Consider the following 14,900-nt stretch of genomic DNA (forward strand, 5'->3'; position numbering starts at 1 on the left):
ATGAACTGGCAAAAACTCGTATTTCCGGCGTTGACATTGCTGGTCCTCAGCACTGTCTTGGTTGCTCCAGCAGTGGCACAAGAGGACTCCGAAGAAGAACAGGAGCAAACCGGTATTTTGTCCGGATTGGCGGAAACACTTTCAGACTTCACCGAAGGCAAGTCACTTACCGAGATCCTGAAGGACACACTGTATCTGATCCTGTTCGAGCCCTTCATCCGGCTTGGAGAAGCATTACTCGCCACTACAGCACGTCTTTTGACCGCAACTCCTGACGTACACCCGAACTCAGCGGTCGAAGACGTCCACAGTGACGTACTGTTGGTGGCATACCTGTTGTCCTCACTGGTGTTCATCGTTGCCGGGATACTACATATGATCGGGCCGATTCTCGGCATCACCTACGGACAGGTCCGAAAAATCCTGCCAAGAGTCATCCTCGCACTGGTATTCGCCAGCGTCTCCCTACCCTTGCTCCAATACGGAGTGGAGTTCACACGCGCACTAACCCTTGCATTCCAACCTGAGTTCTACGAATCCACGTTTCAACAGCGTATGGGAATGGGTACAGGACTCATCCTGGCCTACCTGATTCAATCACTGCTGTTGCTGGCGGTCGCAGTACTGTTCGTTATCAGGGACGTGTATATCCTGTTTGTCGCAGCCATCAGTCCGTTGCTGGCGTTGGGATGGAGCCTACCCAGAGTCAAAAGATACGCCGACACGTTCATCGCAGGATGGTTCGCCGCACTCCTAATCGCACCACTGGACATGCTCGTATTGAAATTCGCCTTCGCCATGTTCAACGGAGCCGGCAACACAGCCGTACAAGGCGTATCAAACTGGGTGCTCGCACTATCCTTCCCAGTCCTCCTCCTGCTTGTGCCGAAACAGATATGGGACGCATCACAAACCGCAGTCGGACTGACCTACGCAGCATCCAGCAACGTGAAACAACGAATGAACTCCAGTGATGATGGTGAAGATGAGTTCTCAGAAATGCTGGACAAGGATCAGAAGCAGCGGCTACGAGAAAACCGGAGAAAACGCAGAATGTCCTCTGGAAGCAAAAAATTCGATTTCGGAGGTGACGACTAATGACCAGTATCCGCTTCCCCGGCAAACTCGAAGTCTCAACCAAGTTCTTCGGACAGTTCACCGTAAAAGACCTGCTCCGATTACTGACACCTTCAGGACTGGTTTACATCTTCGTTCCCTCCATCTTCGGCTTCCTACTTGCCGGAGCACTGGGAGTAACCTGGTACTGGTTCACTCCATACGGACAACACCTCGACACACTGCTGTACAACCTGATACGGTACAGAACCCACCAGAAAAAGATCGACATGGAATCTGAGCCGACCGCATTCAACGAAATAATTAGAATGGGTGACGACAGGGCAGCGGCGTTCGTCAAGGTCACACCAACCAACCTCGATATGAAGAGCGAGGACGAAAGAAAAGCACTACACAGCCTGTACCGGAACTTGCTGGACACTGTCAACTACCCTGTCCACGTCATCTCCCGACAAGACCACCTGGATCTAGAAGACTACATCCAGAAACTGGATAAACCTGGTAATACACGTCAAGATATCCGGCATCAGTATATGCTGAAATGCCGGGAGTTCTCCGATCAAGATCTCTCCTACACCACGCACTACATCAAGATCTTCGCGGAGAAAAATGTCGACACCCTAATGCCCAGTTTCCTACAGCTCACCGACAAAGAAGCCGATGAGAAACCACTGACAGAGGAGCTGAACAGCCGGTGCAACGAAGTTATCGACGCCATCAACTCAGCAGAACTCCAAGCAGAACAGGTCACCGACAGTGATCTGAAAACTCTCAGTAACTTCTACCCAGGAACAGTCAGTGAAAATATAGAACCCGACTGGACTAGCGTTGGAAAGAAATTCAACACGAAAGGCTACAGGAAGTCCCTATACCTCTCCGAGTACCCGTCCACCGTTGAGCTCGGCTGGCCTCTACAACTGCTGCGTACGGAAGGACTCGTCGACATAACACAAGTTATCGAACCAAGACGCAGTGCGAAAGCCTCAACCAAACTTCAGCGACTGTCAGAAAAACTCAACGCCGAGATCGACTCAATCCTTAGTCACGGATACAGAGGCACCAACAAACTCGAAACGCTGCTCGAAGACACCGAATGGATACTCGACTTACTGGCTGAAAGACGCAGTACCGCTGTCGACTACGGGGTCTACATCACCGCCAAAGCCAACGATAAAGAAAGCTGTATCCAGACCTACCGGCAGATACAGAACCGGTTAGATACCCTGCGAAACCAGTACACGAAACCAGTTCTCCGTACTGACGAAGCGTTCAAAACCGATCACCCGGCGTACGGTGACGCATTGAACGAAACACATTTAATGCCGTCAACCAGTGCAGCAGCAGGATTCCCATTCGGAACACAGAGCACACAGCAAAACCAAGGAGTAATCTACGGCGTTGACACCAGCGACCAGGCACCCGTCCTCGCTGACCGTTTTCAGTGGTCCTCTCACTCAATGGTTAGAATGGGGATGGTCGGCTCCGGCAAAAGCTATGCAGCCAAAATTGAGCTGCTGCGCTCTGCCGTGGTCTACGACAACCTTCAGATAATCACAGTCGATCCGAAACAGGAGTACAGAACGGTAACCGAGGCTCTTGGAGGCAGTATAGAGTACCTGGACAGTACTAGTGACTACCATTTCCCGGAAGACCAACACGTCTGCTTTCAAGTAAAAGACAGGGGAGAGGAAGAAAACGTCCGGGAACTGGTCGAACTGATTCGAGAGATCTACAGCTATGTCAGCCAAGACCAGAGAAAAACACTGGTACTGATCGATGAAGCCCGTATCCTGATGAACGATGAAGAAGGCCGGAAAGTATTGAATCAATTCGTCCTCGAAGGCCGAGACACCAACACTGCCGTCACACTGGTTACACAGAACGCCTCCCACTTCACCTACTGCCGGGAAGGCCGAGAAATCCTGGACAACGTCCCCGGTAAGGTGTTTATGCGGCACGACCGGGTGCCGGACTCGGTTGTCGACTACTTCCAACTCTCCGAGAGGGAACGACAGGAACTCTACGAACTCAAAACAGGTACAGATAGCGAGTACAGCGAAGCAATCCTGAAAATCTCCGGTAACCTCGACACCCGAATCAAGATCGAATCCACACCGGCTGAACACGATGTCATCCACCAGGAGGAACAATGATCGACCGGCTGCATCACTACACAACCAAGCCGACAGAAGAGCAAGCCGAAATCCTTCAGAAACCACCAGTAAAGTCCTACAGTCTCGAAGTCAAAACACCAAGGAACGGCGACATCCCAGCAGTCCCGGTGAACCTGGTGAAAGCGGTTACCGAGCTACAGAGTAAACGACTCGGATTCGTGAATACGTCACCGGTCGCCAGCTTCGAGATCCGACGAAGCCACCCGGACAAAATCAAATTCCAGTTCTCCATACCCACCGTTCGACTGGAGAGAAAACTAAGGACACACCTCACCAACGAAATACCAGGAATACGGTTCGAGAAAGGCTCCCAAGGTATCCCGGTTACCTCAGAAGACACGGTCGGCGGAGGACTCCTAACCACGGGAAGACGGGACTGGTACCCGTTAAAACACGAGTTCAAAGACCCGCCCATCAACTCCGTCGTCTCCGCCTTGCATAGGCACGCGATGCGGGACACCAAGTTCATCGTTCAAATCCTGTTCCAGCCAGTCATAGGAAGACCTTTGCGTCGGTGGTACTGGCGGCGTCGAGCCTACCAGAGGATCGGCTACCTTCGGAAAGAGAAAGAGAAGCTATGGGGAAGCCGTAACCCGACTCCACGAGAAAAACGGCAGGCCGATGCCATCGAAGACAAGGCCGGTACCAACCGGTTCCACACCAGCATCCGCTTCTTGGTGATCGGAGCTGACGAATACACGCAGAGCCGGGTGAAGGAACTCAGCGGCGGCTACAACATCTTCGAAAACCCGGATACCGGACAATACCTCGACACAGTCACTGTCAAGTCTCTCAGAGAAAACCAGATTCTGGGTTTTGCAGAAACAGTTGCTAACCGAGAGTTTGGTAGTTGGAGCCACAGATTCCAAACTTCGGTTCCCGAGCTTGCGGCTTTGCTGTCTCTCCCCAGTACTGAGCAGGAAAACATTACACAGGCAGAACCATGAATCCGGAAGAAACCCGTACCCTGATCGAAAGCACCGAGACCCTGGACACGACGTACCTCGGCTACCGTGAAAGCCAGTTAGGAGTTGAGGAGAACGTCGGCCTCAGCGACGACTACAGGATGACCCACGTCCTGAACATCGGGCCGACCGGTTACGGCAAGTCCCAGTTACTGACCCACGTCGCACTACAGGACGCAGAGAAAGACCACGGCCTCTGCATCATCAATCCGAAAGGCGACCTCATAGACGAACTCATCGCCAAACTACCTGAAAACCGGTTAGACGACATCGTCTACATCAACCCCGCCAGTGAACCCGTGACACCGATCAACGTCCTCGAACCTCAGGTCACGGACGAAATGAACACAGCGCAACGGGAGAACCAGAAGGAGATCATCGTCTCCGACCTCATCGACCTGTTCAAACGACAGTCGGAGAACTGGGGCGACCAGTTCGGACGAGTCCTCGAAACCCTGCTCAGAGCACACCTGGACCTGAACATCAAACAAAATGAATCGAAGACATTGGTCGACGTCTTCCGCTGCGTTATCCAAGACGAGCCCTTGACCGAGCTAATCGACCAAACCCAGGACTCCGTCATCCGAGAACAACTCGTCCGGGTCAAAGAAGACATGACCAGCTACGAGATGGAGCCCTTGCAGCGACGATTGAACGACTTCGTGATGAACCCGACAATCCGGAGAGTCATCGGCGCAGAAGAAAGCGGATTAGACTTCAGAAAAGCAGTCAACAACGGGAAAATAGTGCTCGTCGACATTCAGAAAGGAGAGGTCGGCGGCACCGTCTCAGAACTCGTCGGGTCAATTGTCATCACCAAGATCTGGGCAGCAGCACAAAGCCGGATCACACAACCCCAGGAACAACGAACACCGTTCTACCTGTACGTCGACGAACTCCAGAACTTCGCCGGCGAAGGCAGCAACTTCACCAAAATCCTCAGTGAAGCACGAGAATACCGGCTCGGTTGCTGGCTCGCCACACAGTACCTCCAACAACTTGCACCGGAAATGAAGCGGGCCGTCTCCAACAACTGCCGGACCAAAGTCGTCTTCAACCCCAGCGGCAGCGAAAACACGGCACAGATCGCAGGAATGCTACAAAACATCAACAAAACCACGTTAACCAGTCTCGGCAAGTACCGAGCCGCCGTCCAGAAACCCTCGGAAAAGAATCAGAGAAACGCAGTCCTGTTCAACACATACCCGCCCTGGGAAGCCGACCGCTCAGAGGTGGAGAAAATCAAGACGGAGAAAGCCGCTGCCCGCACCAGCAACAAAACCCAGGTCCAGCTTACGCAAAGCCTCGGGAACCAGGCCAACGCCGGACAAGAAACACATCAGGAGCTCCTCGTAGCAGCCAAACAAGATCTAGAAAACCGAGGATTCCACGTCAACCTGCTGTACCAAGGTCAGGAAGAAGAGAAACCGGACGGCCACGTCCACCTCCCCGACAACGAAGTCGCACACCTCGAAGCAGAGAACTCGACACTTACCAAGCCAGGAAAAGTCCTGAAAAACCTGAAACGTGGCGTTGAGCAAGACAGGGAAGTCTTCTATGTCGTCGAGGAAGGAAAAGCCTCGAAACTGGAGAACATCGTCTCCGACCCCGTCAACCGCCGCGGCTCAGAGCACGAAGACAAGGAAGGTAGCTACAGCTACTACAACATCGACGGCGAACCCATCACCCAGATAGACGAACTGAAACAAGCCGAATACCGCGTCCTAGAACTCAGCGGAGACACGCTGGAGGAACACGAAGAAATCGAGGACGAGTGCCCCGAGCTGGAGCACAACGACCGCAGCGACCTCAAAAACTTCTGCCTCTACCGCGACGAAGATGGATTCTGCTCTGCACTCGAAACCCAATGCGTACTACAGGCCGATGACTGAACCAGAACTCAGAGACAAAGAACAAATCATACTCCAACAGGTCGACAGTGGCAACGACGACGTCCAGAAAATCACCCAGGCCACCACCCTCGAAAACCACCACGTCACCTACGCCTTCAAAAAACTTGAGGAACTCGACCTACTGACGGTCTCAAAGCCAGACGGAACAGTCGAGAGAATCATCGACGGACAAAAACGGGTCTTCCAACACCCCAAACAAGCAGAACTCACAGAGAAAGGAGAACACCACCTTCAACAAGCGGACACACAAGAGTTAGACGAATACGAGAACCTGAGCCACCACGAACTTGTTAAACAAGTTCATCGGCTAGAACAAGAACTAGCGGAAGTTAGAGAATCATTCCAACTATTCAGAGAACAGGTGAAGAGGGAATTAAAAGAAAGGTAACTGTCTTCACTCACCCTCTTTTGAGGCCCAGTAATCAAAAGCGAGTGGGTCATCGATTCCGCCGGGATCTTTTCCGTATATCCAGAGGTTGGAATTCACCCAGTCAGGTGAAGGCTCTCCGCGTGCTTCCGAAAACTGTTCAATCATCTCTTTAACAGCAGAGACAGCTTTGTAGGCCTCTCTATGATTCGCATACTCGATGACCGGGCTAACATATCCGTAGTCATCTCTTTCTACGAACTCTTCTGTATCTTTCTTGAAATGGACAATTTGGTTACGGCACCTAACCGCTCGTGTAAATTTACCGAACGTAGCTTCCCCAGATTCGAACACTTTCCCTCCAGTCACAAGATGGGGTACAGTCTGCCACTTTGCACGTATATTCGCCTTCTCCAAGTTCTCCCAGTAATCAGGTAACTCCTCCTGCGCAACACCGTTGATATAGGCTTCCAAAGATTGAACTGAGAGAATTATCGCCGTTGCAGAGTGCTCCAACTCCTTCTCAATATGGGTTACCTGACGATCCTCCTCCAACTTCTTGTGAGCTTTTCGAGCTTCCAACGCCTCTTTAACAGCAGTACGGTATGTGAGTGCTTCCACACTGGTTTTACCGTGCACATTACCTTCTTCATCTACTCTAACCGCTCGATCAATACCGGTTAGCGTGGGGGGCTTCCTCGGCTTCGGCTGATCTTCGTATTCTGAAACCCGCTCCTGAGAGTATTCATAGATGTCATCATAATACTCCTGGTAAATCTCCCGGAGTTCATCGTACCGGTCTTGCATCCGTTCACGGCCTTCATTTTTCGATATCTCTTCGGAATTGACCTGGTTGCGGAGGTGGTGTATTTCCTGATGTTTCCTTTGCGCACGGTAGAAGAGCTCTGGGAACTCGTCTGAAATCTGGAAGCTTCTCTCCCTTGGCGGGAATCTTCCTTCCTGACCTGCTAAGGTGCCTTTGCGAAGTTCAGCTACCTCCCACTGGTAGATGTCTTCACCGTGTCGAACATACATATTGGATGAAAGGGATGTGATTGGGTCAGCAGTTTCAATGGGATTCCCTGGCTGAGCGAATGAGTCGCTACTTAGCTTTCCCTCGTTCAACATATTCTCGTTCAGTGGCTCAAAGTAGCTGCCACCGATACCGCGGGTCATTCGCGGTGTAACTGAGATTGGATCGACCTCATCTAAGACGCTGTAGGGACCAGTGATCAACACCTTTGCCTCAGCTACTATCTTTAGATTCTCATCGGTTAGATCTAGGTCGTACTCTATCCAATTTTCCGGGGTGAAGAATGATCGGCAGTTTAAACGCTCTAAAGCAACGTGGCGAACCCACCAGTCTGGGAGATCTGAGACGGCCATAATTGACCCTATCATACTCGTTTTTTAAATCAGCTTCCGATTTCATATCTCAATCAGCCCTGATCAACTCACCAGGTACGGAAAACCAGCACCGGAAACAGCCCCGAACAAATTAACAGGGTCAGAAAAATAGCCCTGAAACAGGTCTCAACCCTACCTCCCTGCTTCGACAGAAAGCTTTGAATCAGGTCCTAAACTCGAACGACTTACTGCCGTGTACGGGTTTCACGCAACGAAGAGAGAAGGGGGGGAGAGGTTTAGTCTATATTGTTGACCGCGTCCTGCTGCCGTGTCGTGGAGCTATGCTCGTACTTCTCCGTTGTCCGCTTGGATTTGTGTCGACATTGCTGGGCGGCGACTGCGAGTCCTTCTTCTTCAGCTATGTAGGTCGCAGTACTGTGTCGAATGCTGTACGGTGTTAGGTCTCTATTTTCGAGGTCGAGTCCTGCTTCGGATGCGATTTTGCGGAAGACGTCCCGGAAACTGTCTTTGTTGTACCTATTTTCGTACATCGTGAGCCAGAGCGCATCCCGATCATCGTATTTTTCTCGTGTCTCTCGTTCTTCGAGCCAGCGTTCGAGTATTTGACTGGTTTCTTCTTTGAGTGCGACTATCCAGTTTTCCCGGTTCTTACTGCTTTCTTCTCTGGGGATACGGAGGACGCCATTTTCGGTGTCGACCCAGTGAACATTTGAACGTTTGATCTCGATAGGACGTAGGCCCGCATCCAAGGCGACGTGGATCATCGAAGTGTACTTGAAGCTGTTTGCTTTTTCCCAGTCCTTCATCGTGATTTCGTCCTTCGGTTTCTGCAAGCGTTGTGAGAGATATGTCTTCCATCTGTCGCGTTCACTCGGGGTTACACTGTTGTAGTGGGGTACACTTCCGTAGCTCATTGCGGCTTCCCGCATTTTCCGGCGGTCGTCTTTGGTTAGGTAGTCCCGAGGAGTGTAAGTCGTACTGGGGTCGCTGTACTGGATCTCAGGTTCCCATTCCACGTCTTTGTTGCGGGCCTCGCGTTTCCACTTGAACAATGTGTATGCGGCTTTCTGGTAGTGGTTCTTCGTGGATTCTTTCATCTCCTCGGTCGCAAGGTGGCGCATCCAGTCGTCGGCGTCGTCCGTGGTCAGGTCTTGTATGAATCGGCCTTTACGATTCCAGACAAACCGGTAGAAGAGGTCTAAACGGTTCATCCTGTTTTTCGCGGTGCTGTGGCTGTAGCCTTCGGCTTTCTCCGGGTTTTTGCCGAGGGCCAGCATCCATTCTGCCAGGTTGCGGCGGTGTTCGCGGTATGTAACTTCTTGTCTCGGGTTCAGGTATTCTTTTGCGTCGTCGGTGACGAGTACGATCCCGTCTACTTTGTTTTCAGAGCTGTACGTCATAGTTCGATCTCCTGTACTAGATCTAGATCGTTTGCGTGGCAATCTTTAAATGTATAATGTAATATGCCTGTCTTTTCGTCGAAACCGCTGTAAGGCGTCGGAGTGCCGTTTTTGACACCGGGTACTCGTTCTTGCGCGGTGGACATTGTTTCACCGACGAAGAACCCGATAACTACCGGACGTAACAGCCAAAGAGAGCCTAGGCCGGGATTTGAACCCGGGCTCTCGTCCTTACCAAGGACGCGCTTTACCGCTAAGCTACCCAGGCACGCATTCAGTCGTAGTCCGGGTTTGTCTTTAGGCGTTTCGATTCGGCGGTGCCGCCACGCGGTTTGTGGCCGGTCAGCGATCCCCGACCGCCGACGCGGCTGGGTCGTCACCGCCGGCGGTAAGCTCAGTCAGTCGCCGACGAACCGGCTCGGTGACAACGTTCGCCGCTGGGGGCAACGTCTCGTAGTTGCGAGCGGCGTCGGCTGCAAACTCAAGTAACGCCTCGGTAGGATCGGTACCGGTAGCGGTGACACCGGCCCGAACCGCCAAGGTGAAGATGTCGGCTTCGAGGTTGCGATCAAGTGTCGGGGCATCAGCGTCGGGCTCGCGGCGGCGAGTCTGATCTCGACCAAACGCCCGGATCGTTTCGACAGCGGCATCGGAGACCTCGGTTCGGGCCAACAGGTGGAACCCCCGAGAAACGAGGATGTCAGCCGCCAGAATCTCTAAATCGGCATCGATCTCGCCTGCTTCGGCGGTTGTCCATGGCTCTTCGTGAGCCAACGACCGCGTCAGTCGGAGCCCTTCGTAGATGAGCTGGACACCGACACTTCGGTCGACGACGGCCTCCGACGCGAGCGACGGCTTCCGTCCGAGCGCGCTCTCATACACCAAAACACCGGGGGCCATCGACCCCCGTTCAAGTCGATCAAGCAGGACGGCCCGTAGCCGTGGTGGCTCGATATCCTCAACGGTTTCGCGGGCCGCAGTCCGCGCCCGCACGGCAGCATCCATTGCAGTGTAGTAGACAAGCGACAGTCAAAGACCTTTGGAACCACCCGCTCACCGACGACGCACGACTGCACCCAGCGAGTCGATAGCGGCTCGGCAGAGCTAGCCAACGCGGGAGGTCGCCATCGTCGGTGAGGAGTATTGTATAGACAGCTGACAGAAACAACGCGTCTTCGGCTTATGAGCCATCCACGCATTGGAAATACAATATGTTTTTAACATTGTAATACGATAATTGATTTACTAATAAACGTATCGTACATGTCACGTGACCAACTCTCAGATGACGGAACACCCGCGGTCGACACGGATGCCCTCGGCGCGTGGGTCGCTGAAACCGCGAGAAAAAAAGGTGTCTCCGAGCGGGAGCTGCTTGATGAGATCCTCTCGTCATACTGGGTACTTGAGGAGCTTTCCGATGTCGTGCTCAACGGCGACCCGACCGCCGAAGGCAGTGACTACCCATCGAGCCAACATGACGCCCCACCGGAACCGACAGCCCGGACGGCGGCCGCGGATCGACAGACACAGCCGGCCGACCGGCAGAAACAACCGACCGACAACGTGAGCCGGTCGCCGGATAGCGACACACCGGCCGAATCAGATCAGGTAACCGAACCAGAGTCGACGATCGAAGCGAAATCAGACGAAGACTTGGAGCTGTCGGGCATCGAGCAGGAGCTCGAAAAACTCCGGACGGTCATCAACGAGTTGGCGACCGAGCAGTCGCTGCCAACGCCGGAATCAACAACGCCCGACACCGACCAGAATGAGTCTGCCGCACCGTCACCGTCCGAGAGCGACGACGAATCCGATGGGTTCGAGGAGTTTACTGCGGCAAAAACGGAGTCGTGGTCGGACAGTCGTGGCGTTGTCGCCGAGTTAGACAATGAGCTTATCGAGATCAGAAGCCGGCTCTCGGAGCTTGAAGCCGAGCTCACCGACCGACTTGCCGAGGAGTCCGATGAACGGGCAGAGCTCGAAGCGTGGATCGAAACCGAGTTCGACAACGTCGAAGACGTGCTCCAACACCTCCTGTCGACGACCGACAACCTCGAATACCGGCTTGGATCGGCGATCGACTCCCAGCGTGAGGCACTCGAACCGCTGCAGGCCGCCAACGCCGAACAGGAACAGTTGCGGACGGTGAAAAACGAGGCGATCGAAAAGGGCGTCGACGCCGCCGACTGCGACGACTGCGGCGAGACAGTCGATCTTGGGCTGCTCCCGGATCCATACTGTCCGAACTGCGACCAGCAGTTCACCGGCGTCACCGCGAGCAGTTGGTGGCCCTTCGATACGGCGACGCTACGAACAGCAACCGCACGGCGATCGCAGACAGAGAACGTCTGGGGAGGCCCACAAGACCAAGGCTCACACACGGCCGACCGACGATCGAACCAGAACGACCACTCGTCGGCACCACATACCGACCAACAGGAACGGCCGGAGATCGACGGTCAACAACGAACCGATGGTGGGTTTGATTGGGTTGATGACTGAACATCCAGAGCCCGTGTTGGCGGCAACACACAGCAGCAACACACAAGCTTCGATATCACCGATGGCTACTAGCGACTCACACCGCAGCCGCGAGACGGATACCAGCGTCGGGCAGGTCTTCGCTGCGGCGACATCGGCAGCCGGCGAGGATGCCACAACGGCACCCACACAGTCAGCAAACCGACTATGGGACAATTTTACCGGTGACAGCGACGCCGAGGAGGAGACAGCGTCGACCACGACCGATGCCAGTACCGCAACACCGTCGCCGACACAGCAGTCCCCAGAGCCGAATCAATCGTTCGACGGCGTCTTAGACACACTATCTTCGTTTGGGCAGTCAACCTCGCCGACGCAGGTGCTCGTGTTGAGTCCGACGACCCACGGCGTCACCAACGATATCTTCGCGCAGATCTGTGTGGCTGAGGGGACGGCGACCCAGAATGTCGTCTTCGCAACGGCGACACGGTCGACCAGCGACCGACTGCCGATGGCTAGAAAATTCCAAGCGTGGGTCGATGGACACACAACGCTGATCGAGGTTGGCCAACCACGGTCAGAGCCGGAGTCAACCCGCAGTACGAATACGCTCGGGCGAAACGTTGACTCACACAAGGAGGTGCCAAACCCGCAGAATCTGGCGAAGCTCGGCGTCGTCATCAGTCATGAGTTCAGCCGGATCGACAACCAGTATCCGACGGTGTTGGGGTTCCATACCCTGTCGTCGATGGTGCAACATCTCGGCACAGAAACGGTGGTACCGTTTTTGTATACGCTCTGTTCAAAGCTCGATGAGTCAGGCGTGATGGGCTACTGCCATCTCGATCCGGGCCGACACAGCGAGGACGATGTCGAGACGATCAAATCGGTTTTCGATGTGTCGGTGCGGATTCAACCCGATGGTAGCGTCGATATCGAGTGATCCTGTATCGTACAACGCCGTTATTGTGTGCTGGCTAATCGACCGGTGATAGTCGCTACTAGTTCGGATAGTACCAACGTGTAGAGCACCGCCGCTCAGCCGACAAAAAATAAAGGAGTATGACGCCGCGCCGATTAGGCAGTGCCGGTGCCGATGAGGATCCCGTCGATAAGGTCGATGCTACCGAGGCCGCCGCCCTCGAACGGGTTTCCACCCGAGGCTGACACGTTGCCCTCGACGCCGTTTTCAAATTCTGTCGTTGAACTGAAGTTGATGTCAACGGTTACGGAGCCACCGGCAGGAACAGTCACTCTGTTGGCGGGATCCTGATCGGAGTCACTCGCGCCGGAGACACTGGATGGTGAAATCTGGGTATCACCGGTACCAGCCTCAAAGCTGATTGTCTCGACGACGCTCTGTGCTGTCGGCCCACTGGCTGTCCCGACGTCGGTTCCGAATCCGGCAGTGCTGTCGTCTGTTTGGAAGACGATACCAACATCTTCGTCGGTTGAGCCGGTATTGTTGATCTCAAGCACGCCGTCTTTCCGGCCGCTGGCTGTACGGCTGAACGCCAGTTCAACACTTAGATCATTGTCTGTGGTACTGCCACCCGCCGTGGCAAGTGGGAAGTCATTGTTGAAATTGGTTGTGTCGACCCCACTGTAGTCAATCTCGTTGTTTCCGCTTGCATTAACGATATCAACGTTTGAGGAGTTTTGCACACCATCATCGCCATCGAACACACCGTTTGCCTCCAGAGCTGCCTGGGCGAAGACCTGGAAGTCAGTGTTGCTTACATCCGTCGTATTCGCTAACGCCGCGCCTGTTACTGATGCTGCTCCACTTAGCGTGGCCGCTGTCCCAAGACCGAGAACGAAGTTTCGTCGATTCATTGTACCTCTGAGGGTGAAATTCTTTCTAAATTACTTAATATTTTCCAAATAGGTTCCGGCCTATTAGCTGTCCAGTCGACACCTTTAGTTGAGAAATAATCATATTAGCTGGTAGATACACATCCGTACGTCGGTAATAGGTAATCAGGGACAGTAGTAGTCAGCCAAACACACGGCCTGATCCGTAATATCAATAAATAAAAATGAACCGTAGCGCGATCGTTAACAACGGGCTTACCGTACTTCTGTCGACGATTATCGTCTTTGTTGTGCTATCACAGGTCTTCGGCTTTCCGTCGCCGATTGCGTTCGTTGCGACCGATAGCATGGAGCCGGCGATGAATCCCGGAGCGGGGTTTGTCGGTATTCCCGCGCCACTCGCTGGAGAGATATCGGAGGGGGATGTAGTCACATATAGGGCACAGACGATACAGGATGGTGGCTTGACGACCCACCGCATCGAGGATCGCCGTGAGAATGGCTATATCACAAAAGGTGATGCGAATGCGGTCACAGATCAAGCGAACGGGGAGCCGATTGTTACCGACGCACAGATTGAGTTGGTTGCACTCCAACTTGACGGTCAAGTCGTCACCATCCCTGGTGTTGGATCTGCTGCACAGGCCAGTTCAGCACTACTGTCGAACGTTGCCACGGTAATTGGACTCGGCGGAACACCCTCAGCCAACGTGGGGCTGACAATCGGGCTTGTTGGCATTCTTGTTGTGGGTGTTGGACTTGCCGTTGAGTGGATCGCTGGTGGCAACTCCAGAACACCCTCACGCCAGACAAACCGGCGAGAAACGATTGACAGCCGGCTTATCTTAGTGGTGATTTTACTTGCGCTCTCGCTACCGGTAACGGCAGTGATGGCTATCCCCAGTGGTAGTGAGGAACTCACCGTCCTTAGCACTGCGTTTGAACCAAGCGGCGGCCCGCTACAGATAGAGGCAGGTGGACGCTCACAGATTCAATCCACCATTGAAAACAGTCAACCGTTTCCGATAGTAGTTATTCTACAACCCCAAACAGACGGGATTCGGTACTCTCAACAGGTGTTGCGGGTTCCACCTGGGGAAACCGCTGAAACACAGGTCACCATTTCGGCACCGGAGGAGGTTGGATCACATGTCCGTGTTCGATCTGAGCATCATTATATCCATGTGCTTCCAGCTACCGGTATACGGGCATTACACGACGTTCACCCGTTCGTAGCAGTAGCAAGCGTAAACAGTGTGATACTGATCCCGGTCGCGGTGCTGTTTTATTTGTTTTTTGGCTTCCGTCAGATTACAATTCGGGACACGGCTCGGTGA

The 14,900-nt window shown here is 53.6% G+C and carries 12 protein-coding genes and 1 tRNA gene; 8 read left to right on the forward strand and 5 right to left on the reverse strand.

Annotation, left to right across the window (positions count from 1 at the left end; genetic code table 11):
- Genes DP106_RS00915 through DP106_RS00935 form a run of 5 tightly spaced genes read left to right on the forward strand, consistent with a single transcriptional unit; the run spans nucleotide 1 to nucleotide 6,517 of the window.
- Nucleotides 1-1,098, forward strand: a complete 1,098-nt coding sequence (locus DP106_RS00915) for a hypothetical protein (protein WP_120082662.1) — start codon at nucleotides 1-3, stop codon at nucleotides 1,096-1,098.
- Nucleotides 1,098-3,230 (forward strand): ATP-binding protein, encoded by a 2,133-nt coding sequence (locus DP106_RS00920; protein ID WP_120082663.1) that lies wholly within the window; start codon nucleotides 1,098-1,100, stop codon nucleotides 3,228-3,230. Before DP106_RS00915 ends, DP106_RS00920 begins: the two co-directional genes overlap by 1 nt.
- Nucleotides 3,227-4,198, forward strand: a complete 972-nt coding sequence (locus tag DP106_RS00925) for a hypothetical protein (RefSeq protein WP_120082665.1) — start codon at nucleotides 3,227-3,229, stop codon at nucleotides 4,196-4,198. Before DP106_RS00920 ends, DP106_RS00925 begins: the two co-directional genes overlap by 4 nt.
- A complete protein-coding gene (locus DP106_RS00930) occupies nucleotides 4,195-6,108 on the forward strand; it encodes a type IV secretory system conjugative DNA transfer family protein (protein WP_120082667.1) in 1,914 nt (637 codons plus the stop codon). Before DP106_RS00925 ends, DP106_RS00930 begins: the two co-directional genes overlap by 4 nt.
- Entirely contained in the window at nucleotides 6,101-6,517 is a 417-nt protein-coding gene (locus DP106_RS00935) for a hypothetical protein (RefSeq protein ID WP_120082669.1), read from the forward strand. Before DP106_RS00930 ends, DP106_RS00935 begins: the two co-directional genes overlap by 8 nt.
- Before the next feature lie 6 nt (nucleotides 6,518-6,523).
- Here the strand turns inward: DP106_RS00935 and DP106_RS00940 are convergent, their stop codons facing one another.
- From DP106_RS00940 to DP106_RS00955, 4 genes are all read right to left on the reverse strand, one after another.
- On the reverse strand, nucleotides 6,524-7,882 hold the full coding sequence (locus DP106_RS00940) for a hypothetical protein (RefSeq protein ID WP_133305079.1): 1,359 nt from the start codon (nucleotides 7,880-7,882) through the stop codon (nucleotides 6,524-6,526).
- A gap of 257 nt (nucleotides 7,883-8,139) precedes the next feature.
- Nucleotides 8,140-9,264, reverse strand: coding sequence for a tyrosine-type recombinase/integrase (locus DP106_RS00945; protein ID WP_120082672.1), 1,125 nt, complete (start codon nucleotides 9,262-9,264; stop codon nucleotides 8,140-8,142).
- A gap of 196 nt (nucleotides 9,265-9,460) precedes the next feature.
- A tRNA-Thr gene (locus tag DP106_RS00950) sits at nucleotides 9,461-9,532 on the reverse strand.
- Nucleotides 9,533-9,606: 74 nt separating this feature from the next.
- A complete protein-coding gene (locus tag DP106_RS00955; protein ID WP_120082673.1) occupies nucleotides 9,607-10,269 on the reverse strand; it encodes a DUF7114 family protein in 663 nt (220 codons plus the stop codon).
- 258 nt (nucleotides 10,270-10,527) lie between these two features.
- Between DP106_RS00955 and DP106_RS00960 the strand changes: the two genes are divergently transcribed.
- On the forward strand, nucleotides 10,528-11,769 hold the full coding sequence (locus DP106_RS00960; protein WP_120082674.1) for a hypothetical protein: 1,242 nt from the start codon (nucleotides 10,528-10,530) through the stop codon (nucleotides 11,767-11,769).
- A gap of 61 nt (nucleotides 11,770-11,830) precedes the next feature.
- Complete coding sequence (locus tag DP106_RS00965; RefSeq protein ID WP_133305080.1) at nucleotides 11,831-12,691, forward strand: DUF7504 family protein; 861 nt, start codon at nucleotides 11,831-11,833, stop codon at nucleotides 12,689-12,691.
- 134 nt (nucleotides 12,692-12,825) lie between these two features.
- On the opposite strand, the gene DP106_RS00970 is transcribed toward DP106_RS00965, so the two are convergent.
- Nucleotides 12,826-13,584 carry a hypothetical protein gene (locus DP106_RS00970; RefSeq protein ID WP_120082677.1) on the reverse strand — a complete coding sequence of 253 codons (759 nt, stop codon included), beginning with the start codon at nucleotides 13,582-13,584 and terminating at the stop codon, nucleotides 12,826-12,828.
- A 203-nt stretch (nucleotides 13,585-13,787) separates the two neighbouring features.
- On the opposite strand from DP106_RS00970, the gene DP106_RS00975 reads away from it, so the two are divergent.
- On the forward strand, nucleotides 13,788-14,900 hold the full coding sequence (locus DP106_RS00975; protein WP_120082679.1) for a signal peptidase I: 1,113 nt from the start codon (nucleotides 13,788-13,790) through the stop codon (nucleotides 14,898-14,900).

This window comes from Halonotius pteroides, from assembly GCF_003605635.1.
Lineage (GTDB): Archaea > Halobacteriota > Halobacteria > Halobacteriales > Haloferacaceae > Halonotius > Halonotius pteroides.